Origin of the sequence: Pseudorhodoplanes sp., from assembly GCA_032027085.1 — a bacterium.
In the GTDB taxonomy this organism is placed as follows: Bacteria; Pseudomonadota; Alphaproteobacteria; order Rhizobiales; family Xanthobacteraceae; genus Pseudorhodoplanes.
In genome coordinates this window covers 2583763-2603437 of sequence record JAVSMS010000001.1, presented here as the reverse complement: position 1 = coordinate 2603437, position 19675 = coordinate 2583763, and the positions used below count along the sequence as shown (strand labels likewise).

At 62.9% G+C, this 19675-nt stretch carries 23 protein-coding genes; 12 read left to right on the top strand and 11 right to left on the bottom strand.

Annotated elements, in window-relative coordinates:
• The first annotated feature begins 3 nt into the window (after window positions 1-3).
• Both RO009_12550 and RO009_12545 read left to right on the top strand, forming a co-directional pair.
• Window positions 4-948, top strand: a complete 945-nt coding sequence (locus RO009_12550) for a lipase family protein (protein ID MDT3685856.1) — start codon at window positions 4-6, stop codon at window positions 946-948.
• A gap of 43 nt (window positions 949-991) precedes the next feature.
• On the top strand, window positions 992-1942 hold the full coding sequence (locus tag RO009_12545) for a lyase (protein ID MDT3685855.1): 951 nt from the start codon (window positions 992-994) through the stop codon (window positions 1940-1942).
• 116 nt (window positions 1943-2058) lie between these two features.
• Here the strand turns inward: RO009_12545 and RO009_12540 are convergent, their stop codons facing one another.
• Window positions 2059-2943 carry a branched-chain amino acid aminotransferase gene (locus RO009_12540; GenBank protein ID MDT3685854.1) on the bottom strand — a complete coding sequence of 295 codons (885 nt, stop codon included), beginning with the start codon at window positions 2941-2943 and terminating at the stop codon, window positions 2059-2061.
• Window positions 2944-3191: 248 nt separating this feature from the next.
• Between RO009_12540 and RO009_12535 the strand changes: the two genes are divergently transcribed.
• Genes RO009_12535 through RO009_12525 form a run of 3 tightly spaced genes read left to right on the top strand, consistent with a single transcriptional unit; the run spans window position 3192 to window position 5840 of the window.
• Window positions 3192-3725 (top strand): MarR family transcriptional regulator, encoded by a 534-nt coding sequence (locus RO009_12535; protein MDT3685853.1) that lies wholly within the window; start codon window positions 3192-3194, stop codon window positions 3723-3725.
• Between the two features lie 13 nt (window positions 3726-3738).
• Window positions 3739-4455: a response regulator transcription factor gene (locus RO009_12530; protein MDT3685852.1), complete on the top strand. Its 717-nt coding sequence runs from the start codon at window positions 3739-3741 to the stop codon at window positions 4453-4455.
• A complete protein-coding gene (locus RO009_12525; protein ID MDT3685851.1) occupies window positions 4452-5840 on the top strand; it encodes an ATP-binding protein in 1389 nt (462 codons plus the stop codon). Before RO009_12530 ends, RO009_12525 begins: the two co-directional genes overlap by 4 nt.
• Here RO009_12525 and RO009_12520 read toward each other — a convergent pair whose 3' ends face one another.
• From RO009_12520 to lgt, 8 genes are all read right to left on the bottom strand, one after another.
• A complete protein-coding gene (locus RO009_12520; GenBank protein ID MDT3685850.1) occupies window positions 5841-6515 on the bottom strand; it encodes a TetR/AcrR family transcriptional regulator in 675 nt (224 codons plus the stop codon).
• A 74-nt stretch (window positions 6516-6589) separates the two neighbouring features.
• Window positions 6590-7420 carry a pyrroline-5-carboxylate reductase gene (gene proC / locus RO009_12515; protein ID MDT3685849.1) on the bottom strand — a complete coding sequence of 277 codons (831 nt, stop codon included), beginning with the start codon at window positions 7418-7420 and terminating at the stop codon, window positions 6590-6592.
• Between the two features lie 199 nt (window positions 7421-7619).
• Entirely contained in the window at window positions 7620-8120 is a 501-nt protein-coding gene (locus tag RO009_12510) for a YbjN domain-containing protein (protein ID MDT3685848.1), read from the bottom strand.
• Between the two features lie 438 nt (window positions 8121-8558).
• Window positions 8559-9509, bottom strand: coding sequence for a ribose-phosphate pyrophosphokinase (locus tag RO009_12505; GenBank protein MDT3685847.1), 951 nt, complete (start codon window positions 9507-9509; stop codon window positions 8559-8561).
• Between the two features lie 188 nt (window positions 9510-9697).
• Window positions 9698-10411, bottom strand: coding sequence for a hypothetical protein (locus RO009_12500; GenBank protein MDT3685846.1), 714 nt, complete (start codon window positions 10409-10411; stop codon window positions 9698-9700).
• A gap of 107 nt (window positions 10412-10518) precedes the next feature.
• Complete coding sequence (gene pgeF, locus RO009_12495) at window positions 10519-11286, bottom strand: peptidoglycan editing factor PgeF (GenBank protein ID MDT3685845.1); 768 nt, start codon at window positions 11284-11286, stop codon at window positions 10519-10521.
• A gap of 4 nt (window positions 11287-11290) precedes the next feature.
• The gene (locus RO009_12490) at window positions 11291-12394 is read right to left on the bottom strand and encodes an SAM-dependent methyltransferase (GenBank protein MDT3685844.1); all 1104 of its coding nucleotides are present in this window, start codon (window positions 12392-12394) and stop codon (window positions 11291-11293) included.
• Window positions 12391-13218, bottom strand: a complete 828-nt coding sequence (lgt, locus tag RO009_12485) for a prolipoprotein diacylglyceryl transferase (protein ID MDT3685843.1) — start codon at window positions 13216-13218, stop codon at window positions 12391-12393. The genes RO009_12490 and lgt overlap by 4 nt, the downstream gene beginning before the upstream one ends.
• Window positions 13219-13364: 146 nt before the next feature.
• Between lgt and RO009_12480 the strand changes: the two genes are divergently transcribed.
• From RO009_12480 to ychF, 4 genes are all read left to right on the top strand, one after another.
• Window positions 13365-13673, top strand: a complete 309-nt coding sequence (locus tag RO009_12480; protein MDT3685842.1) for an accessory factor UbiK family protein — start codon at window positions 13365-13367, stop codon at window positions 13671-13673.
• Between the two features lie 168 nt (window positions 13674-13841).
• Window positions 13842-14552, top strand: coding sequence for a 50S ribosomal protein L25/general stress protein Ctc (locus RO009_12475; protein MDT3685841.1), 711 nt, complete (start codon window positions 13842-13844; stop codon window positions 14550-14552).
• Between the two features lie 33 nt (window positions 14553-14585).
• A complete protein-coding gene (gene pth / locus RO009_12470) occupies window positions 14586-15206 on the top strand; it encodes an aminoacyl-tRNA hydrolase (protein MDT3685840.1) in 621 nt (206 codons plus the stop codon).
• Between the two features lie 14 nt (window positions 15207-15220).
• Complete coding sequence (gene ychF, locus RO009_12465; GenBank protein MDT3685839.1) at window positions 15221-16318, top strand: redox-regulated ATPase YchF; 1098 nt, start codon at window positions 15221-15223, stop codon at window positions 16316-16318.
• A 6-nt stretch (window positions 16319-16324) separates the two neighbouring features.
• Here the strand turns inward: ychF and RO009_12460 are convergent, their stop codons facing one another.
• On the bottom strand, window positions 16325-16615 hold the full coding sequence (locus RO009_12460) for a DUF4282 domain-containing protein (protein MDT3685838.1): 291 nt from the start codon (window positions 16613-16615) through the stop codon (window positions 16325-16327).
• Window positions 16616-16733: 118 nt separating this feature from the next.
• Between RO009_12460 and RO009_12455 the strand changes: the two genes are divergently transcribed.
• Genes RO009_12455 through RO009_12445 form a run of 3 tightly spaced genes read left to right on the top strand, consistent with a single transcriptional unit; the run spans window position 16734 to window position 18930 of the window.
• Window positions 16734-17225, top strand: a complete 492-nt coding sequence (locus RO009_12455; GenBank protein ID MDT3685837.1) for a MaoC family dehydratase — start codon at window positions 16734-16736, stop codon at window positions 17223-17225.
• On the top strand, window positions 17219-17719 hold the full coding sequence (locus tag RO009_12450) for a MaoC family dehydratase (protein MDT3685836.1): 501 nt from the start codon (window positions 17219-17221) through the stop codon (window positions 17717-17719). Before RO009_12455 ends, RO009_12450 begins: the two co-directional genes overlap by 7 nt.
• On the top strand, window positions 17716-18930 hold the full coding sequence (locus tag RO009_12445) for an MFS transporter (protein ID MDT3685835.1): 1215 nt from the start codon (window positions 17716-17718) through the stop codon (window positions 18928-18930). Before RO009_12450 ends, RO009_12445 begins: the two co-directional genes overlap by 4 nt.
• Here RO009_12445 and RO009_12440 read toward each other — a convergent pair.
• Window positions 18903-19652, bottom strand: coding sequence for a 16S rRNA (uracil(1498)-N(3))-methyltransferase (locus tag RO009_12440; protein MDT3685834.1), 750 nt, complete (start codon window positions 19650-19652; stop codon window positions 18903-18905). The genes RO009_12445 and RO009_12440 overlap by 28 nt on opposite strands.
• Between the last annotated feature and the right edge of the window lie 23 nt (window positions 19653-19675).

Here is a 19675-nt window from a genome sequence, read left to right as displayed (position 1 = left end):
GCTGTGAGTTTTCTGGTCGAAATTCCGCTGGATGCGTATTGCGAGGACGCCTTCGCACGATTTTCGCCGCGTGCGGCTTTCAGCATTGAAACTGCGCGCGCGCTGATGTGGATGGCGCAGCTCGCCTATGAAGTGCGCGATGCGCGCCAGAAGGTGACGCCGGTGCTGCACCGTTGGAATTTGCAGCGGCAGGCATTGATTTCCAAAGAGCGTCTCGACGGTTTTCCATTCACCTCGACGCACGGCATTGTCGCCCGCGGACACGGCGCAACCTTTGTCGCCTTTGCCGGGACTGATCCGTTGGCGCTCGCCAATTGGCTGACCAATTTCCATCTCGGCCCGCGGTCGCGCGACATGCATCATGGATTTCGCAGAGCGATCGACGCGGTATGGCCGGAATTGGCCATCGCCCTTGCCGACATCGACCGGAAGACTCCCCTTTACTTCACGGGGCATAGTCTCGGCGGCGCTCTCGCCGTGACCGCCGCGGCGCGCGCCTTGCGCGACATGGATGTCATGGCGAGCGGCGTTTACACCTTCGGCGCCCCGCGCGTCGGCGCCGCGGCCTTTGCCGAAGCCTACAATGCCAGCGGTCTCGGCGAGCGGACTTTCCGGCTGATCCACGGCCTCGACATTATTCCGACCGTCCCGCCCAGCAGATTCGGCTTCCGCCATGCCGGCCGCATGATTGCCTGCCCGCGTGGCGCCTGCTTCACTGCAGGCTTGGCGGTCTCGGCCGTAGACAGCGACGATCCGCTATTCGCAAACACCCTGCGGAACGGCTATCGGCAGCGCTGGCAAGATTTGCTCACCGGAAATTTTCCGGTCTCGGCGCGCAAAGGATGGCTTGGCTGGTACCAGCGATATATCCTGCCGCCCACGATCGCCGATCATCTGCCCGAGCGCTATCGAAGGGCGTTTGAAACCGCAGATCAGCCGGCTGAATAAGAGCCGCGGCTGATTGTTTTAGAGGACAGGGCCGGAAAAACGCATGCGCCGAGCGGCTTTGATTGCGATCTGCCTTCTGGCGTTGCACGCGCCTGCGCTTGCGGCGCAGGTGAGATATTTCGACGTCCCTAAAGGCTCGCATCCGCATGATGTGGCGCCCGCGCCCGACGGCACGGTCTGGTATACCGGCCAGCAAAGCGGTGAAGTGGGCCGCCTCGATCCAAAGACGGGCAAGATCGAACGCGTTCCGCTTGGCAAGGGATCGCGGCCGCATGGCGTGATCGTCGGCCCCGACGGCGCCGCCTGGGTCACCGATGGCGGGCTCAACGCCAATGTCCGTGTCGATCCGAAAACGAAAGAGGTAACAGTCTTCCCGCTGCCCAAGGAATTTGCCGACGCCAATCTGAACACCGGCACCTTCGACAACAAGGGCATTTACTGGTTTACCGGGCAGAACGGCGTCTATGGCCGCATCAACCCCGCGAACGGGAAAACCGACGCCTGGAAATCGCCGCGCGGACGCGGCCCTTACGGGATCACGACGACGCCGTCCGGCGATGTCTGGTATGCCTCGCTTGCCGGCGATCATCTGGCCAAGATCGACGTCGTGACGGGCGAAATCAACATCGTCGAACCGCCCCGCAAAGGCCTCGGCCCGCGCCGCATCTGGCCCGACTCGAAAGGCATGCTGTGGGTCAGCTTCTGGCACACGGGAGAAGTCGGCCGCTATGACCCGATGGCGAAGAGCTGGTCGACATGGAAGCTTCCGAATGCAAAATTCGGAGCTTATTCAGTCTATGTCGACGATAAGGATCATGTCTGGCTGACTGATTTTTCCGCCAATGCTATTGTGCGCTTCGATCCAAAGACCGAAAAATTCGAGAGCTTCCCTAGTAATCGCTCAGGCGCCTCGGTGCGCCAGATGCTTGGCCGTCCGGGCGAAGTCTGGGGCGCGGAGAGCGGAACGGATCGGCTGGTGGTGCTGAGGGATTGAATCGTTGTCCCGAACGCATTCGAAAGAGCGTGATCCGGGACTTAAACAAGCAACGAGATTCGGCTAACGGCCCCGGCTCATTTGCTTTGCAAATGGCCGGGACGACGCATTGGTAATTACGCCGCTGCCGATTTCGGATTCACTTCAGCGGTGTAATCGTCCATCAATTGCTTGGTGATGCCGCCCGGATTGAAATTCCAATTGGCGATCTGCGCAACCGCAGTGACTTCCGCCGCCGTGCCGGTGATGAAGCACTCGGAAAAGCTCGACAATTCTTCCGGCATGATGCGGCGCTCGATCACTTCGAAGCCGCGTCGCTTGGCGATATCGATGACCGTGCGGCGGGTAATGCCGTCAAGGAAACAATCGGCGATCGGCGTGTGGATCTTGCCGTCCTTGACCAAGAAGATATTGGCACCGGTGCATTCAGCGACGCGGCCTTCCCAGTCCAGCATCATCGCGTCCGCAAATCCTTTGCGTTCGGCGCGATGTTTTGAGACGGTGCAGATCATATAGAGCCCTGCGGCCTTGGCGAGGCACGGCGCGGTCCTCGGATCGGGACGCCGGTAATCGGCAAGATCGAGCTTGATGCCCTTCAGTCGCTGAGCTGGGTCGAAATAGCTCGGCCATTCCCAGGTTGCGATGGCAAGATGAATGGCGTTGCTCTGCGCCGACACACCCAATTGCTCGGATCCGCGCCAGGCGATCGGGCGCACATAGGCGTCCTTGATGCCGTTCTTGTCGAGCACGAGCTGTTTCGCGGCATCGATTTCCGCGACAGAAAACGGAATTTCAAAATCCAGGATATTCGCCGAGTTCTTCAGACGCTCGGAATGCTCCGTGCTCTTGAAGATGCGCCCGCCATAGGCGCGCTCGCCCTCGAATACGCAGCTTGCATAATGCAACCCATGGGTCAGGACATGAATTTTGGCGTCGGGACCCGGCATCAATTTGCCGTCGAACCAAATCTGACCCGGAAGCTCATGAAAAGGCACTGCCATAGCACTCCTCCCTCGGGCGATGGCCGCGGGGGCCTTTAAGACCGCCAGCGAACCCGCTTTTGCCTCGCGGGCCAAGTCCCGATATCTTTTCCCGGCCGGTCCATGAGAACGCGCTTCGGGAACCGGCGCAACAATCGTACCCCACCCAACGCGGGAACGATCCTTTCTTTCAAGCGCTGCTCTGGGTATCAATCTGCGGAAAATATGTCAATATAGCTGACGTAATTTGCCGGCCATTCGGACGACCAATGACCATTTCCTCGGTTCGCGACCGTTCGCCCAAGGACCAGAGCCTTCGCGAAGGCGCCACTCCGCTATGGGACATCATCGAATTATTGTTCTTCGCCTATCGTGATTTCGTCAGCGATCCCGACGATGTTCTTGCCAAATTCGGGTTCGGGCGCGCGCATCACCGCGTGCTGCATTTCGTCAACCGCAATCCCGGCATGAAAGTCGCCGATTTGCTGAACATCCTGAACATCACCAAGCAATCGCTCGGCCGCGTGCTCAAGCAGCTCATCGACCAGGGCTACGTGGTGCAGAAAGAAGGCGCCAATGACCGCCGGCAGCGCCTTCTTTATGCCACGCCAAAAGGCGAAGCGCTGGCCATGAAACTGGCGGGCCTGCAGACCGAACGGATCGCCCGCGCGCTCGGCGAACTCGATTCCGGCGCGCGCGAGACGGCCTGCCGCTTCCTGATGGCGATGATCGATGCGGAGGACCGCGACAGCGTGCAGAAGCTCATCGCCCGCGCCGACCAGAACCGAAGCCCGAAAACCTGATACGGTGAGCCGCATGCAGGCTGCGCGCCTTGCACCTTCCACGCCGGCGGATGATGCGCCACACCTTCTGATCGTCGACGACGATCGGCGTATCCGCGATCTGCTCTCCCGCTTTCTTGCATCTGAAGGCTATCGCGTCACCACGGCCGACAACGCCGCGGACGCGCGCGCAAAGCTTCAGGGATTGCATTTTGATCTGCTCATTCTCGACGTGATGATGCCCGGCGAATCCGGCTTCGATCTCGCCAAGTCATTGCGCCAGACATCGGAAGTGCCGATTCTGATGCTGACCGCGCGCGACGAGAGCGCGATGCGGATCGAAGGTCTCGAGATCGGCGCTGACGATTATGTCGCAAAGCCTTTCGAGCCGCGCGAACTATCGCTGCGCATCGGCAATATCCTCAAACGCGCGCAGCCAGCCGCGCCCCCGGCGCCGGAATCGGTACGCTTTGGCGAATTCGTGTTCCACATTGCACGCGGCGAATTGCGCCGCGGGGAGGATATCGTCCGGCTCACGGACCGCGAACGCGAAATGCTGACGGTGCTGTCGGCGAGCCCCGGCGAAACTGTTCCGCGCCTTGCGCTGGCGGGCAATGACGCGGCCGCCAACGAACGCGCGGTCGACGTTCAGGTCAACCGGCTGCGGCGCAAGATCGAGCGCGACCCCGCCAACCCTCTGCTGCTGCAGACGGTGCGCGGCATCGGTTACAAGCTCGTGGTGTCGACATGACCACGCTCGATTCCGGTCTCGCCACCCTGCGCTCGGCGGCGAACCGGATCGGCTATGCCTGGGACAAGCTCGGCCTCAGCATCAAACGCTTCATGCCGACGGGCCTTTATGCCCGTGCGCTACTGATCATCATCGCGCCGATGGTGATCCTGCAATCGGTCGTCGCCTTCGTCTTCATGGAGCGGCACTGGAATTCGGTGACGCAGAAACTGTCGGCGAGCGTGGTCGCCGACATCGCCGCGCTCATCGAAATCTATCACACCTATCCGCAGGATGCCGAGTTCACCCAGATCAAGCGCATCTCACAGGAGAAGCTCGGTCTGGTCATTGATTTCCTGCCCGTCGGGGAAATGCCGCAGCCCGGCCCCAAACCATTCTTTTCGTTGCTCGATCAGGCTTTGTCGATGGAGTTGCGCAAGCAGATCAAGCGACCGTTCTGGATCGACACGGTCGGCCGCTCGGCGCTGGTGGAAATCCGCGTCAAGCTCGACAATGCGGTGATGCGCGTGATCGCGCCGCGCAACGCAGCCTATGCCTCGAATTCTGGAATCTTCTTGATGTGGATGGTCGGCACCTCGCTGGTACTGCTCACCGTCGCCATCCTGTTCCTGCGCAACCAGATCCGGCCGATCCTGCGGCTGGCCGATGCGGCGGAGGCCTTCGGCAAGGGCCGCGACATGCCAAATTTCCGGCCGCGCGGAGCGCGCGAGGTACGGCGTGCGGCGGTCGCCTTCATCGAGATGAAGCTGCGCGTCGAGCGCGCGATCGAGCAGCGAACGGCGATGCTCGCCGGCGTCTCGCATGACCTGCGCACGATCCTCACGCGCTTCAAGCTCGAACTTGCCTTGCTCGGCGACACCCCCGAGATCGAGGCGATGAAGAAGGACGTGGACGAGATGGGCCGCATGCTCGAGGCCTATCTCGCCTTTGCACGCGGTGACATGGGCGAGGCGGCGATACCGACCGACATGGCCGACTTCCTTGAGGAACTGAAGACCGATGCCGAGCGCACGGGCCACACGGTGACCGTGGAATTTCACGGGCAGCCCGTAGTCACGGTAAAATCGGCGGCGTTCAAACGCTGTCTCGCCAATCTGGTGTCGAACGCCGCCCGCCATGCCAACACGATCGCCATCACCGGCCATCGCGACCACCGTTGGCTCACGGTCACGATCGATGACGACGGGCCCGGCATTCCCACCGGCATGCGCGATGAGGTGTTCAAGCCGTTCTTGCGTCTGGACAACGCCCGCAATCAGGACGAAGGCGGCACCGGTCTGGGTCTCGCCATCGCCCGCGACATCGCGCGCTCGCATGGCGGCGACATCATGCTGGGCGATTCTCCCCTCGGCGGATTGCGCGCGACAGTGCGCGTGCCCGTCTGATCAGGCAGCAACCGTCTCGTCCGGCCCACGGCGGCGACGCGAGCGCCAGCGGCCGGCGCCGCGACACAAAGCTTCCGGAATGACGCACATGTCGTCGATGAATCCAGCCCAGCGCTGGCCGCGCGCCAATTCACGGTCGAGCGCCGCCATTGTCCGGGCGAGACCAGGATCCTCGTCGTCGAGCCAGATCCAGAGGACGCGGCCGTAGAGCAATGCCAGCCCTTGCGCGCGGACGACGCCTTTGGTGCCGGCGGTATCGATATCCGCCGCCGTCAGCATGAACTCCAGCGAGCGCACGGCAAAGCCGTTGAGCGCCATTGCCAGCGCTGGATTGCGGGCGGCCGATCGCAGCAGCGAACGCACCGCCTCCTTGTGCGGCGTCAATGCTTCGAGCCTCCGCATCAAAATGTCGAACAATTTCTCGCGCGGCGTTTCGTCCGTCATGTCGGAGAGATCGGACGACAAGACCTTGGTGTCGATGTCCTTCATATGCGCGCCAAGAATGGCGATCACGGAGTTAAATTCATTGCGCAATTCCGCCAGCGTCACGCCCGCGCGCCGCGCGATATCGCCAAGTGAAATCTGTTCCAGCGATCGTTCGGCGAGCAGTGCCAGTAACGCATCGACAATACGGTCACGCGCCGATTGTGGACTGGTGCTGGCAGTGTCGGACATGACAACCTCCTGTCGCTTTGCCGCTCGTTTATGACGTAGGAACTGGACCCGGCCGTTCCAAGGCGTCTCGCGGCCTATCCTGCGAGCTCGCGCGACCGTTTCGTGGCGGCCTCAACCGCCCTTGTCATCAGAGCCTCGAGCCCATCCGGCGCCATCAGCACATTGAGCGCCGCGGCGGTGGTGCCGCCCGGCGAGGTCACATTCTGCCGCAGGATGGCCGGATGATGCGGCGAGCGGTGCAGCAATTCGCCGGAGCCCGCAACCGTCGCGCGCGCCAGCGTCTCGGCGAGTTGCGGCGGCAGACCGGCGACGACGCCGGCCTTGGCCAGCGCTTCCGTCAGGTGGAAGATATAGGCGGGGCCGGAACCGGAGACCGCCGTCACCGCATCCATCAGCGCCTCGTCATCGATCCATTCCACCGCGCCAGTCGCTGCCAGCAGATCGTGCGCGAGCTTTTTTTGCGCCGTCGTCACCTTCTTGTTGGCCACGGCGACGGTGATGCCGCGTCCGATGGCTGCCGGCGTGTTCGGCATGGCGCGCACAATTGCTGCGCCGGGCAGCGCCGCTTCCAGAAAAGCCAGCGTCTTGCCGGCCATGACCGACACGATCACCGTGTCGTCGCCGACAAGCGGCGCGACGTTCGGCAGCACCATCGTCGCCACCTGCGGCTTCACGGCAACAACGACCACCTGCGCTTTCGGCGTGGGATGCCGCGGTGGATTGATCACAACGCCGCGCCCCGCGAGCACCGAAATCTCCGGTGAGGGAGCCGGGTCGATCACCAGGGCCTGTGCCGATTCCAGCCCGAGCGCCAGCCAGCCTTCCAGCATGGCGCCGCCCATCTTCCCGGCACCCACCAGTGCAACCGGGCCGATGCCTTTGAGGGAGGTGTTAGGTGTTGTCATAGCATTACTCTCAGTGCCATCGCCGGCAGGAAGCGGACGATCCAAGTAACCAAGATGGAATTATGGCATGACTGCGCGAAACGTTGCGCATTGTGTTTACGGGTTCCCCATCGCAAGTCGGCTCTAGCCGACTTGCGCACTAAGGATACGATCTCGGCTAATCCCGAGGTCGAGTGCGGGGAACAACCAGAGAGAAATACTACGCCTCGCCTGAGGTCTCGAACATCGCCGCGTCCAGCGCCTCACGCGCGGGCTTGCCGGCCCAGAGCACGAACTGAAAAGCCGGAAAATAGCGCTCGCAAGCGTCCAGCGCAGTGCTGAGCACAGCCTGGCATTGCTCGCCGGACGCCTCAATGCCGCCTGCCAGCACCAGCGCGTGACGGAACATCACCAGACCGTCATTGGGCCAAAGATCGAAATGGCCGATCCACATCTGCTCGTTCATATGCGCGATCAGCTTCTGCACCTCGGCGCAACGCCGCTCCGGCACTTTCAGATCGAAAGCGCAGGCGAGATGCAGCGCCTCCAGCTCGTCCATCCAGGTGAACGAGACCTGGTAGTCACTCCAGCGGCCCTTGATGAGAATATTGATCTCGTCGTCGCCGGAACGCTCGAAGCTCCAGTCATTGACTGCGGCAAGGCGCTCGACGGCATCGAGAGGATTGAGACGAAGGGAATCGGAAAGTTCAGTCAGGGACATGATGTGGTCATCCGCCGCTTGCGAGGCCCGCCATGCCCCGTGCCGCAACTGGCGGACGAGGCAAACTACTTCCCCGACGGGGGATGTCTTACTCAGGGACGCTGCTTTGTGACGCAGGACGGAACGCAACCAGCGGGTTGACCGCTGGAAAACGAATCACTTGCACACCGACTATACCCGCACCGATTCCGCGCAACAAAGTGTGAATTCAGCTTGTGAGAACAAGTCGTGGATTCTTGGAATCCGCGCAACGCGGCAAGACTCGCCGTCCACAAAGGACACTGCGACAAGTTGACTCGGGGATGCATCCTTCCTGATCGCCCCGCATAGGGGGCGCCCATAATCGCGAACGTGCATGTTGCACGCGGCAAAGCTACTCAGCCTGCTGAGAAGACGGTGGCTATAGGTTCCCTGCCTTCGCGGTAACGACCGGGGAGGTCAGTCGAACAGGCTCGACACCGACTCTTCCGACGCGGTGCGGCCGATCGCTTCGCCGATCAACTGGGCGATCGGCAGCACGCGGATATTGTGCGCGTCCTTGACGTCCTTGGTGGCCTGAATGGAGTCGGTGATAACCAGTTCCTTCAGCCGTGACTTGGTCACGCGCGCCACGGCGCCGCCCGAGAGAACCCCGTGACTGATATAGGCGTAGACCTCGCTCGCGCCCTGCGCCAGCAGCGCGTCCGCGGCGTTCACCAGCGTGCCGCCGGAATCCACGATGTCGTCCACCAGAATGCAGACATGGCCCTTCGGCTCGCCGATGACGTTCATCACTTCCGACTCGCCGGCGCGTTCCCGCCGCTTGTCGATGATGGCGAGCGGTGCATTGATGCGCTTGGCAAGACCGCGCGCTCGCACCACACCGCCGACGTCGGGGGACACTACCATCAGCTTCTTCAGGTCGAAGCGCTCCTTGATGTCGCGCACCATGACCGGCGATGCGTATAGGTTGTCGGTCGGAATATCGAAGAAGCCCTGGATCTGTCCGGCATGCAGATCAAGCGTCATGACGCGATTGGCGCCGGCATGCGTGATCAGGTTGGCGACGAGCTTGGCCGAGATCGGCGTGCGCGGTCCGGGTTTGCGGTCTTGCCGCGAGTAACCGAAATACGGAATCACCGCCGTGATGCGGCGCGCGGAGGCGCGGCGCAGGGCATCTATAATGATCAGCAATTCCATCAGATGATCGTTGGCGGGAAACGACGTCGACTGGATCACGAACACATCCGCGCCGCGAACATTCTCCTGAATCTCGACGAAGATTTCCATGTCTGCGAAACGCCGGACCACCGCCTTGGTCATCGGCGTGCGCAGATAATCGGCGATCTCGGACGCAAGCACGGGATTGGAATTGCCGGCGACGAGCTTGATTGCCCCGTTCTTGGCCATCGTCTCCTCGCTGGTCACTCTACAAAGGGATCGGGCTGATGGATTGGGTCGCTTGCCCTGCCCGCGTAAGCCCGCCCTGGGAGACGCGGGATCGATCACAGGCGGCGTCGTGATAACAAGCCGCGCGCGGCAAGCGCAATATACGAAAGACCGTATCCTTAAGCTTTTTGGAAGGCTGTCCCACGCCTTCAGAAGGCTCGGGCGGCGGCCACCTGCTGCGGTGCGCCGCTTGGCCGGCGCGGCGGCAAGGGCGCCCGAGATTCAGCGGGGATGGCCCCGGTGGCGGCCACATCCTGACCCTGAGACGCGGCGGAAAGCCGGAAAATGCCAAGCGTTTCCGGGCGGACATCGTCGGCCGCCGCAACGGTCAGCTGACGGTCTTCCGCAGGTCCGGCCGGCGTCGGAGCTGGCGCGGCCGCAGGGGCCGCGGGCCCTCCGAGAAATGCGGCGAGTTGCTCCATCCCGCTGCGCGCCACACGTGCCAAAACCGCGTCGTTGTTGGCGGCATTCCATGCGTCACTGCCCGCGGGGCCCGCCTTTTCCTCGCCGGTCAGCCGGGCGGCGCGGCGCGTCTCGCCGTCATAGACGTCCCACACCCACGACACCACGGTCTGTTTTTTTACGACGCTCGCTGCGACATATCCGCGGATACGATATGGAGCATAACCTTCGCGCGTCACCACCGGCACATGCCGGGCGTTGGCCTCGTCATTCAGCTTTTGCACGAGCTTCTGGAAAACCGCCGGCGGAGCCCCGTCGATGGACTCAAAGGCGACGCTGGGACGCTGACCGGTCTGCACCGTTCCGGTGCGCTGACCATCGGTCACGCAAGCCGAAACCCAAACGGCGAGAACGCCGATTGCCAAGCCGCGCGCCAAGACGCCTGCCGCACCACGCTGCATGAAACCCCCGTGCCAAGGTCCGGACTCTCTGGTCCTTTGATCGGCGGGATTAGGGGTAGCGGTATTTTGCCGTCCGGTCCAGCCGCGAGGGCGCGGCGCAGCGAACGTCAGTCGCGCAGGACGATCGCGTTGATATGGCGGCCATAATCCGGCTCGCCCCGATGCACGGAACGGCGATAGCTATAGAACCGGTCGGGCTCTGCATAGGTGCAAAAGCCGATATCATCGATCCGGTAGATCCCCGCCCGCCGCAACCGCGCGGCGATATAGCCGGCCAGATCGAACAACGCGTGCCCTTCCCGCTCCGCGTCCTGAAAGAAGCGGCTATTGGCCGGGTCCTGTTCGCAGAAAGTCTGCACAAATTCCGGACCGACCTCGTAATTGCCTTGCCGGATCATCGGTCCCAGTGCGACATGAATGCGGTCGCGATTGGCGCCGAACTGCTCCATCACGGCAATCGTGGCGTCGAGCACCCCGGTCAGCGCACCACGCCACCCGGCATGCGCCGCGCCGATCACCTGCGCCTTCGGCTCGGCAAACAGAACCGGTCCGCAATCGGCCGTCGTGACGCCGATCGCGAGGCCGGGCGTTCGCGTGACGATGGCATCGGCGCGCGGACGCGTCTCCACGCTCCACACTGTCTCGGCAACGACCACATCCGGCGAATGAATTTGATGGACGGTGGCAAGCTGGTCGCCGTCGACGTTGAGAGAGCGCGCCATGCGCCTGCGATTTTCCGCAACATGCGCGGCATCGTCGCTTGAACCAACGCCGCCGTTCAGGCTCGCATAAACACCCTGCGAGACGCCGCCCTCGCGCGTGAAGAATGCGTGGCGGATGCCGCGCAAGGATGAGAGGGACGGCGCCGTGAGCATCGCCTCACGCCTCAAAACCCGGCAGCTTTCCAAGCCGGGGATCGGCGATCGCCATCACCTTGAACAACTCGCCCATGCCGGTGGGGCCGGTCTGCGTCAGTCTCGCCACCGCCGAATCGATATCGGCCGCCTGCTGCGGCGACGCGCTGGCCTTGAGCCCCTGCGCGCGCAACTCGATGCCGATGCGGCGCAGGAATTCACCTTGCGTCAGAGGTCCCTGCACGCTCGCGCCCATGCTCTCCGCGGCGAGCCCGAAAGCCTGGAAATCGACATGCGCCGTGATGTCGACGCGGCCCGGCGTTTTCAGGACGTCGGCATATTGATGCCGGCCGATGGCCTGCAAGGTGTCGCCGACGCCGCTTTCACTGTGGCCATAATCGATGATCAGCGCCGCCCCCTGATGACGCACCTTGCGGGCGACATCGAAGGCAAAAGCATCCGGACGCCATTCATAGATGGCGCCGACCTCCGCATCGCGCGCGCTCTTCGGCAGCACTCGCTCGAAATGCGGAATGCGGTCCGGCGCAATCCCGAAGGCGAAATGCCCGGCGCTGTCGAGACCAACCACGCGCTCGTGCCATCCATCCGCCTGCTTCACCGCCTGATGCACGGGCAAGGCATCGATGAATTCGTTGGCCAGGATGATCAATGGACCATCCGGCACATCCTCGAAGGTCCGGTGCCACAGAACCGGAACCTCCTGCGAGTCGAGCATGTCTCGCTGGATGCTTTCCAGCACCGGACTGGCTTCCACCAGATGCAGCGAAATCGCGTTGCGGAATTCGGGCGCGACGCGCAGCGCACGCAACGCGTCCTTCATCATGGTGCCGCGACCCGGCCCGAGTTCGACCAGCCGCACATTCTCCGGCGATCCCATCATGCGCCAGACCGACAACGACCACACGCCGATCAGCTCGCCGAAAATCTGGCTGATCTCCGGCGCCGTGATGAAGTCGCCGCCCGCGCCGAAGGGATCCTGCGTCACGTAATATCCATGCTGCGGATGGCCGAGGCACAGCGACATGAATTTCCAGACCGGCATCGGGCCGGCGACGGAAATCAGCCGGCGCAATTCAGTCTCGATCGGAGAAATGGCGACGTCGGTCATGCGTATTCCGTGCGTGAGCGGCGCAAAGCGTAAACCACGAAGGCGATCCCCGCCAGCAGCAGCGGAATGGACAGCAGCATGCCCATGGTCAGTCCGCCCCACAGGAAGCCGAGTTGCGCGTCCGGTTCGCGAAACAATTCACAGAAGGAGCGCGCCAGCGCATAGCCGATGGCAAAGATACCGACGATCAGGCCTGGCCGTTTCAGCGCGCCGCCGCGCACGAACAAGGCCAGCACGATGAACAGCACGAGCCCTTCCAGCGTCGCCTCATAGAGCTGACTTGGATGGCGCGGCAATGGACCAGCATGCGGAAAGACAAAGGCCCACGCAACGTCTGTTGTCCGGCCCCACAATTCGCCATTGACGAAATTGGCGATGCGGCCAAGGAACAATCCGATCGGACCGGCGGCGCATGTCAGATCGCCGAGCGAGAGAATGGAAATCTTGCGTCGCCAGGCGAACAGCACCACCGCCAGCACGCAACCGGCAAATCCGCCATGAAACGACATGCCGCCGTTCCAGAGCTGGAAAATCTCGGACGGATGCGCGGCAAAGTAAGCGGGATTGTAGAACAGGACGTAGCCGGTGCGGCCGCCGAGGATGATGCCGAGCGTCACCCAGACGATGAAGTCGTCAAAGTCGGTCACCGTCATCGGCGGCTTGCCGCCGGCCCAGAGAGCAGTCTTGCGGATCATCCAGCGCGCATACACCCAGCCGAGCAGGATGCCGCCGATATAGGCAAGCGCATACCAGCGGATCGCGAACGGTCCGATGCTGATCAGCACCGGGTCGATGTCGGGAAATGGCAGCGTCAGAAATGGCATATCCGCCCGCTTTCGATCAGCCGGTTTGCGGGGTCGCAAGCCTGGAAGTCAAGGTGCGGATACCATACCGGCAGCCCACGCTTGCGGGCGCGACAGCGGCAGGCCATATCTGGCCAGGGCGACAGCGAGGCGGCGCGGAGACGAGGATGACCCAGACCAGCAGTCGGTTTTTCGATGAAATCGCGCGGTTGATGAATGACGCCGCAGGCGTGGCACAGGGCGTGCGGCGGGAATTCGACACCCTGTTCAAGACCCAGGCCGAGCGCTGGATGCGGGACATGGATCTCGTCAAGCGGGAGGAGTTCGAGGCGGTCAAGGATATGGCGCGCCTCGCTCGTGAGGAAAACGAGGCGCTGAAGGCCCGGATCGAGGCCCTTGAGGCGAAGGCCGAAGGCCGGGGCAAGAAATCGCCCAAAGAGGCGCCCAAGGACTCCTCGGCAACCGACACCGTCTGAACGGGCCGTTTGCCGCCTGACAGCGGGTTATGGCGCCATTTTCGGCCCTTTCCTTGTCAGAACGAGATCGGGCCGCTATAAGCCCGCGCAACCGTGGCCTTCCGCACCCCTGGAGGCGTGCCGCGGCGTTTTCCGAAAATTCGCACGATCAAAGAAGGACTTATCGCTATGTCGACCGTCAGGGAATTGAAGGCGACCGCGCGTCCGAAGGCCGGCAAGGGGGCCGCTCGGGCAGAACGTCGCGCAGGCCGCACTCCAGCCGTGATCTACGGCGCCAATCAGCCGCCGCTGAACATCTCGCTGGACCACGCTGAAATCCGCACGCGCATCTATCACGGGCGCTTCCTCACCACCCTTTATGACATCGAGGTGGATGGCAAGAAGCACCGCGTCATTCCGCGCGACTATCAGCTCGATCCGGTGAAAGATGTTCCGATCCATGTCGACTTCATGCGGTTGGCCGAAGGCCAGCTCATCCGCGTCAATATTCCGATCCACGTCATCGGCGCCGAACAGTCGCCGGGTGTGAAGCGCGGCGGGGCCGTCAACATCGTTGCACATACGCTGCCGGTGCGCTGCCCGCCCGACAGGATTCCGCAGGCGATCGAGGTCGACGTGTCGGGCCTTGAGATCAACTACTCGAAGCATCTGAGCGATGTGCATTTGCCGGAAGGCGTCAAGCCGATCGGCACCGAAGACATCACGCTGGTGACCATTGTGCCGCCGTCCGGCTACGCGGAAGAAACCCGCGCTGCTGCCGAGGCCGCTGCTGCCGCCGCTGCCGCGCCCGCTGCGGGTGCTGCTGCGCCTGCCGCTGGCGACAAGGCCGCTGCCCCTGCCGCCGCCGCAGGCGGCGACAAGGCTGCCGAGAAGAAGTGAGGCGGCGGCGCGTAAATGCGCCGTCGACATTCCATGCTTCTCCTTGTCGGGCTCGGCAATCCGGGCGCCCGCCATGCAGGCAACCGGCACAATATCGGCTTTATGGCCGTCGAGGCCATCGCCAAACGCCACGGCATCGGGCCGTGGCGTCGGCGTTTTCAGGGCGTGGCGGCCGAAGGAAATATCGGCTCCGAACGCGCGCTGCTGCTGCTGCCCGGCACCTTCATGAATGAATCCGGCCGCGCCGTCGCGGAAGCGGCGAAATTCTACAAGGTCGGGCTCGGCGACATCGTCGTGTTCCACGACGAGCTTGATCTGCCGCCGGGCAAGCTGCGCATCAAGGTGGGCGGCGGCAATGCTGGCCATAATGGCCTGCGTTCCATCACGGCATATATGGGCAACGACTACAAGCGCGCACGCATGGGCATCGGCCATCCTGGCAACAAGGACATTGTGCATTCGTATGTCCTGTCCGATTTCGCCAAGAGCGAACGCGACTGGGTCGAGACGATGTGCGGCGCCATTGCCGACAATGCGGAATTGCTGGCGCGCGGCGAGGATTCCAGTTTCCAGAACAAGATTCATCTCGCCATGGCGGCGAAAGGCTTTGACAAGGACGCGGCAGACGACGCGAAGAGCGCGGCCCGCGAATAGCACGGACAGACGTTATGGGATTCAAATGCGGCATCGTCGGTCTGCCGAATGTCGGCAAATCGACGCTCTTCAATGCACTCACCGAGACGGCGGCGGCGCAGGCGGCGAATTATCCGTTCTGCACCATCGAGCCGAATGTCGGCGAAGTGGCGGTGCCCGATCCGCGGCTCGACAAGCTCGCGGCCATCGCCGGGTCGCAACAGATCATTCCGACGCGCCTCACCTTCGTCGACATCGCCGGCCTTGTGCGCGGCGCCTCGAAAGGCGAAGGCCTCGGCAATCAGTTCCTCGCCAATATCCGCGAGGTCGATGCCATCGCGCATGTGGTGCGCTGCTTCGAGGACTCGGACATCACCCATGTCGAAGGCAAGATCGATCCGATCGCCGACATCGAGACCATCGAAACGGAACTGATGCTCGCCGATCTGGACAGTCTCGAGCGCCGCGTCGACGCGCTGGAAAAGAAGGCGCGCGGCAACGACAAGGAAGCCAGGGAGCTTCTCGATCTGGTGAACCGCACCCTTCCCTTGCTGCGCGAAGGCAAGCCGGCGCGGCTGGTCGAACGCAAACCGGAGGAAGAAAAGGCCTTCGCCATGCTCGGCCTGATGACGGCGAAGCCTGTACTTTACGTCTGCAATGTCGAGGAGGCGTCAGCCGCAACCGGCAACGACTTCTCGCGCAAGGTGGAAGCACGCGCCAAGGAAGAAGGCGCGGTGTCGGTCGTGATTTCCGCCAAGATCGAATCCGAGATCGCCGTGCTCTCGCGTGACGAGCGCGCCGACTATCTCGAAGCCGTCGGCCTGAAGGAGGCCGGCCTCGACCGGTTGATCCGCGCCGGCTACGACCTTCTGCATCTCGTGACCTATTTCACGGTCGGCCCGAAGGAAGCGCGCGCCTGGACCATTACCAAAGGCACCAAGGCGCCGCAGGCCGCCGGCGTCATTCACACCGATTTCGAACGCGGTTTCATCCGCGCCGAGACCATCGCCTATGATGATTATATAGGCCTGGGCGGAGAAGCCGGCGCACGCGACGCAGGCAAGTTGCGGCTGGAAGGCAAGGATTATGTCGTCGCCGATGGCGACGTGATGCATTTTCGGTTTGCGACGTAGTGCTGGTTACATTCCGCCGCGCTGGCGGATGGCGTCGAGATTCTCGTTGATGCGGAACACGATCAGGACGAATTCGGTGGTGATCCGCGCCGCCATGATCCCGACCAGCACGAACAGGAGCGCCGCAAACAAAGCTGCCAGCCCGGCGAAGATGTTCACGGCCATCATCGTCAGTGCCGAAAACACCCCGGACAGGCCCGCCAACACAATCAGGCCGACCGCCAGCCAGTAGAAGATCCGGATGATGGACGGCGTGATGAAGCGGTCCCAGTTGAACAGATCGCCGAAGCTGAACATGTGATGTCTCTCATCGTTCGGCGGGTCAAATGGCCGCCCCTCACCCTTTTGCATACGCGCGCCATGGCCATCACCCCGCAAGTTGACGGGATCATGGCCGACCGATACCCAAGTGGGGATGTCCACCGTTTCTACGCCTGAAGTGTCCAAAATCTGGTTCGAAGATTTCAAGCCGGGCGCCGTCGCTGAATACGGCCCCCGCGTCGTGAGCCGCGAGGAAATCCTTTCGTTTGCCACCGAATTTGATCCGCAACCCATGCATCTGGATGAGGAAGCGGCACGGCATACGATGTTGGGCGGGCTTTCGGCCTCCGGCTGGCACACCTGCTGCCTGATGATGCGCATGATTGCCGACGGTTTCATTCTCAATTCCGGTTCGATGGGTGCCAATGCCATCGACGAGGTGAAATGGCTCGCGCCGGTCCGGCCCGGCGATGCCTTGACCGTGCGGACGACAGTGCTGGACGCCCGCGTCTCGAAAAGCCGGCCCGACATGGGAATCGTGTCGATGCTGTTCGAGGTTTTCACCGGCAAGGGCCAGAAGGTGATGACCATGAAGAGCCCGCTGCTTATGGCGTTGCGTGAACCACCGGACCAGGCGGCATGCTGAGATTCTATGAGGATCTGTCGATCGGCGACCGCGCCGAAATCGGCACGCATCGCTTTACCGCCGACGAGATCAAGGCATTCGCGCGAGCCTATGATCCACAGCCTTTTCACGTCGACGAAGAGGCGGCGAAGCACTCGCATTTCGGCGCGCTGTGCGCCTCGGGCTGGCACACCGCGTCGACCTGGATGCGGCTGATGGTGCAACATCGACGCCGCGAGGCTGAAGTCCTCGCTGAGCGCGGTGAGCCCATTCCCAAACTCGGACCATCTCCCGGCTTCCGCGAGTTGCGCTGGTTCAAGCCGGTCTATGCCAGCGACGTGATTTCTTACGCGACCGAAGTCGTGGAGAAGCGCGCGTCAATCAGTCGGCCGGAATGGGGCCTCGTCAGCTTTCTCAATTCCGGCACCAACCAGCATGGCGAGATGGTGCTCTCCTTCACCAGCACCGCCTTTGTCGGGCGGCGCATGCGGGCCAAGAGTGCAGCCGCGACATGAGAGCCGTCGCACCGGAACGAACGGAGACGAAGCGCGAGGAGCGCCGCACGCTCTCTGTCGCGTCCGGCGCGCATGCTTTGCACGATGGCTATACCGACCTCATCTTCGTCATGCTGCCGATCTGGCAGGCCGAATTCGGATTGACCTACGCCGCCGTCGGCATCCTGCGCGGCGTCTTCGCGGGCACCATGGCGGGGCTGCAGATTCCCGCGAGCTTTCTGGCAGAGCGTGTCGGCGCGGTACCGGTTCTCGCAGCCGGCACCGCACTTGCCGGTCTTGGCTATTGCCTTGCCGGTTTGAGCGCCAGCTTCGTCATGCTGGTGGCGGCGCTGCTGATCGGGGGCGTCGGCGCCGCAACGCAGCACCCAATCGCCTCCGCGCTGGTTGCGCGTGCCTTTGCCGGGCCACGATCTCTCAAGGCGCTCGGCGGCTACAATTTCGCCGGCGACATCGGCAAGATGACGGTTCCGGCTCTGGCCGCCGCCATGATCACGCTGATGCCCTGGCGGCCGGCGCTCGGCATCCTCGGTGCGTTGGGATGCGTTGCGGCACTCGTCATCATCCTGTTCATGCCGCGTTACGCGATTGCGCCTGCCATCGACCGGAAAGCCAGCTCCCCCGCGACCAATCCGCGCGCGAGGCAATTTGCATTTCCGATGCTGCTTTCGATCGGCGTCATCGACAGCGCAACGCGCATGGGATTTCTCACCTTTCTGCCGTTCATCCTGACGGCAAAAGGCGCAAGCCTCCCCATCATCGGCGTTGCGCTGACGCTGGTCTTTGCCGGAGGCGCCGCGGGAAAACTGGTCTGCGCTTTCATCGGCGCGCGCATCGGGACAACCGCAACGGTCTGCCTGACCGAGGCGCTCACCGCCATTCTCATCCTGGCGATCCTGCCGCTTCCGCTGGAAGCAGCGATGATCCTTCTGCCGCTGACCGGCATTGCGTTGAACGGAACCTCATCGGTTCTCTATGGATCGGTGCCAGATCTGGTTGCACCATCAAAACACGCACGCGCCTTCGGAATTTTCTACACCGGCACGATTGGGGCCGGCGCGATTGCGCCGGTGTTTTACGGATTTGCCGGCGACGCGCTGGGGCTGATGGGCGCGGTTGCGCTTGTTGCATTCATCGTGCTGATCACCATCCCGCTGGCGCTGATCCTGCACCCGGCGCTGGCCGCTCAGCGCCAGTCGCCGAGCACCGTCTGAACAATGGCAAGCGCGGCGACAGCCGCGGTGTCGGCGCGCAGGATGCGCGGTCCAAGCGCGAGACGAAGCACATTGTTACGCCGCAGCAGCAATGCACGCTCCTCCTCTGCAAAGCCGCCCTCCGGTCCTACCAGCACCGCGAGCGGCACCGGCCTATTCTTTCGGAAGGCCGACAGCGCCTGAACCGGATCCCGGGTCTCCGCATCTTCGTCGCAGAAGATCACAAGACGGTCGGCATCCATCTCCGGCAACAAACGTTCAAGAGAGAGCGGCGCTGCCACCTCCGGAATGGTCAGGATGCCGCATTGTTCCGCCGCCTCAATGGCGTTGGCTCGCATGCGCTCAAGGTTGACTCGCGACATTTGCGTGTGGCGCGTAGTGACCGGCTGCAGCCTCGACACGCCGAGTTCCACCGCCTTCTGCACCATGTAATCGAGCCGCGCATGCTTGAGCGGCGCGAAAAGGTAATGCAAGTCGGTGGCCGGTTCCTGCGCCCGTGCCTGCGCCATGATCCGCAGCGCGGCCGCCTTCTTGCCGGTGCGTTCCAGTTCCGCCCGCCATTCTCCGTCGCGGCCATTGAAAACCAGAACGCCGGCACCGGGTGACAGGCGCAGGACATTGTACAGGTAATTCGTCTGGGCGGAATCGAGTGGAACGGCGGCATTGGTGGCAAGGGCTGCCTCGACAAACAGCCGGGGTGTGCGGAAATCGTAGCGGGCCATGCCTGGGCGCCCCCGTGGCGGAT

Bases quoted from the DNA above. Each gene is read 5' to 3' on its own strand.
- RO009_12545 (MDT3685855.1), top strand. From the start codon at position 992: ATGCGCCGAGCGGCTTTGATTGCGATCTGCCTTCTGGCGTTGCACGCG.
- RO009_12540 (MDT3685854.1), bottom strand. From the start codon at position 2,943: ATGGCAGTGCCTTTTCATGAGCTTCCGGGTCAGATTTGGTTCGACGGC.
- RO009_12535 (MDT3685853.1), top strand. From the start codon at position 3,192: ATGACCATTTCCTCGGTTCGCGACCGTTCGCCCAAGGACCAGAGCCTT.
- RO009_12530 (MDT3685852.1), top strand. From the start codon at position 3,739: ATGCAGGCTGCGCGCCTTGCACCTTCCACGCCGGCGGATGATGCGCCA.
- RO009_12525 (MDT3685851.1), top strand. From the start codon at position 4,452: ATGACCACGCTCGATTCCGGTCTCGCCACCCTGCGCTCGGCGGCGAAC.
- RO009_12520 (MDT3685850.1), bottom strand. From the start codon at position 6,515: ATGTCCGACACTGCCAGCACCAGTCCACAATCGGCGCGTGACCGTATT.
- proC (MDT3685849.1), bottom strand. From the start codon at position 7,420: ATGACAACACCTAACACCTCCCTCAAAGGCATCGGCCCGGTTGCACTG.
- RO009_12510 (MDT3685848.1), bottom strand. From the start codon at position 8,120: ATGTCCCTGACTGAACTTTCCGATTCCCTTCGTCTCAATCCTCTCGAT.
- RO009_12505 (MDT3685847.1), bottom strand. From the start codon at position 9,509: ATGGCCAAGAACGGGGCAATCAAGCTCGTCGCCGGCAATTCCAATCCC.
- RO009_12500 (MDT3685846.1), bottom strand. From the start codon at position 10,411: ATGCAGCGTGGTGCGGCAGGCGTCTTGGCGCGCGGCTTGGCAATCGGC.
- pgeF (MDT3685845.1), bottom strand. From the start codon at position 11,286: ATGCTCACGGCGCCGTCCCTCTCATCCTTGCGCGGCATCCGCCACGCA.
- RO009_12490 (MDT3685844.1), bottom strand. From the start codon at position 12,394: ATGACCGACGTCGCCATTTCTCCGATCGAGACTGAATTGCGCCGGCTG.
- lgt (MDT3685843.1), bottom strand. From the start codon at position 13,218: ATGCCATTTCTGACGCTGCCATTTCCCGACATCGACCCGGTGCTGATC.
- RO009_12480 (MDT3685842.1), top strand. From the start codon at position 13,365: ATGACCCAGACCAGCAGTCGGTTTTTCGATGAAATCGCGCGGTTGATG.
- RO009_12475 (MDT3685841.1), top strand. From the start codon at position 13,842: ATGTCGACCGTCAGGGAATTGAAGGCGACCGCGCGTCCGAAGGCCGGC.
- pth (MDT3685840.1), top strand. From the start codon at position 14,586: ATGCTTCTCCTTGTCGGGCTCGGCAATCCGGGCGCCCGCCATGCAGGC.
- ychF (MDT3685839.1), top strand. From the start codon at position 15,221: ATGGGATTCAAATGCGGCATCGTCGGTCTGCCGAATGTCGGCAAATCG.
- RO009_12460 (MDT3685838.1), bottom strand. From the start codon at position 16,615: ATGTTCAGCTTCGGCGATCTGTTCAACTGGGACCGCTTCATCACGCCG.
- RO009_12455 (MDT3685837.1), top strand. From the start codon at position 16,734: ATGTCCACCGTTTCTACGCCTGAAGTGTCCAAAATCTGGTTCGAAGAT.
- RO009_12450 (MDT3685836.1), top strand. From the start codon at position 17,219: ATGCTGAGATTCTATGAGGATCTGTCGATCGGCGACCGCGCCGAAATC.
- RO009_12445 (MDT3685835.1), top strand. From the start codon at position 17,716: ATGAGAGCCGTCGCACCGGAACGAACGGAGACGAAGCGCGAGGAGCGC.
- RO009_12440 (MDT3685834.1), bottom strand. From the start codon at position 19,652: ATGGCCCGCTACGATTTCCGCACACCCCGGCTGTTTGTCGAGGCAGCC.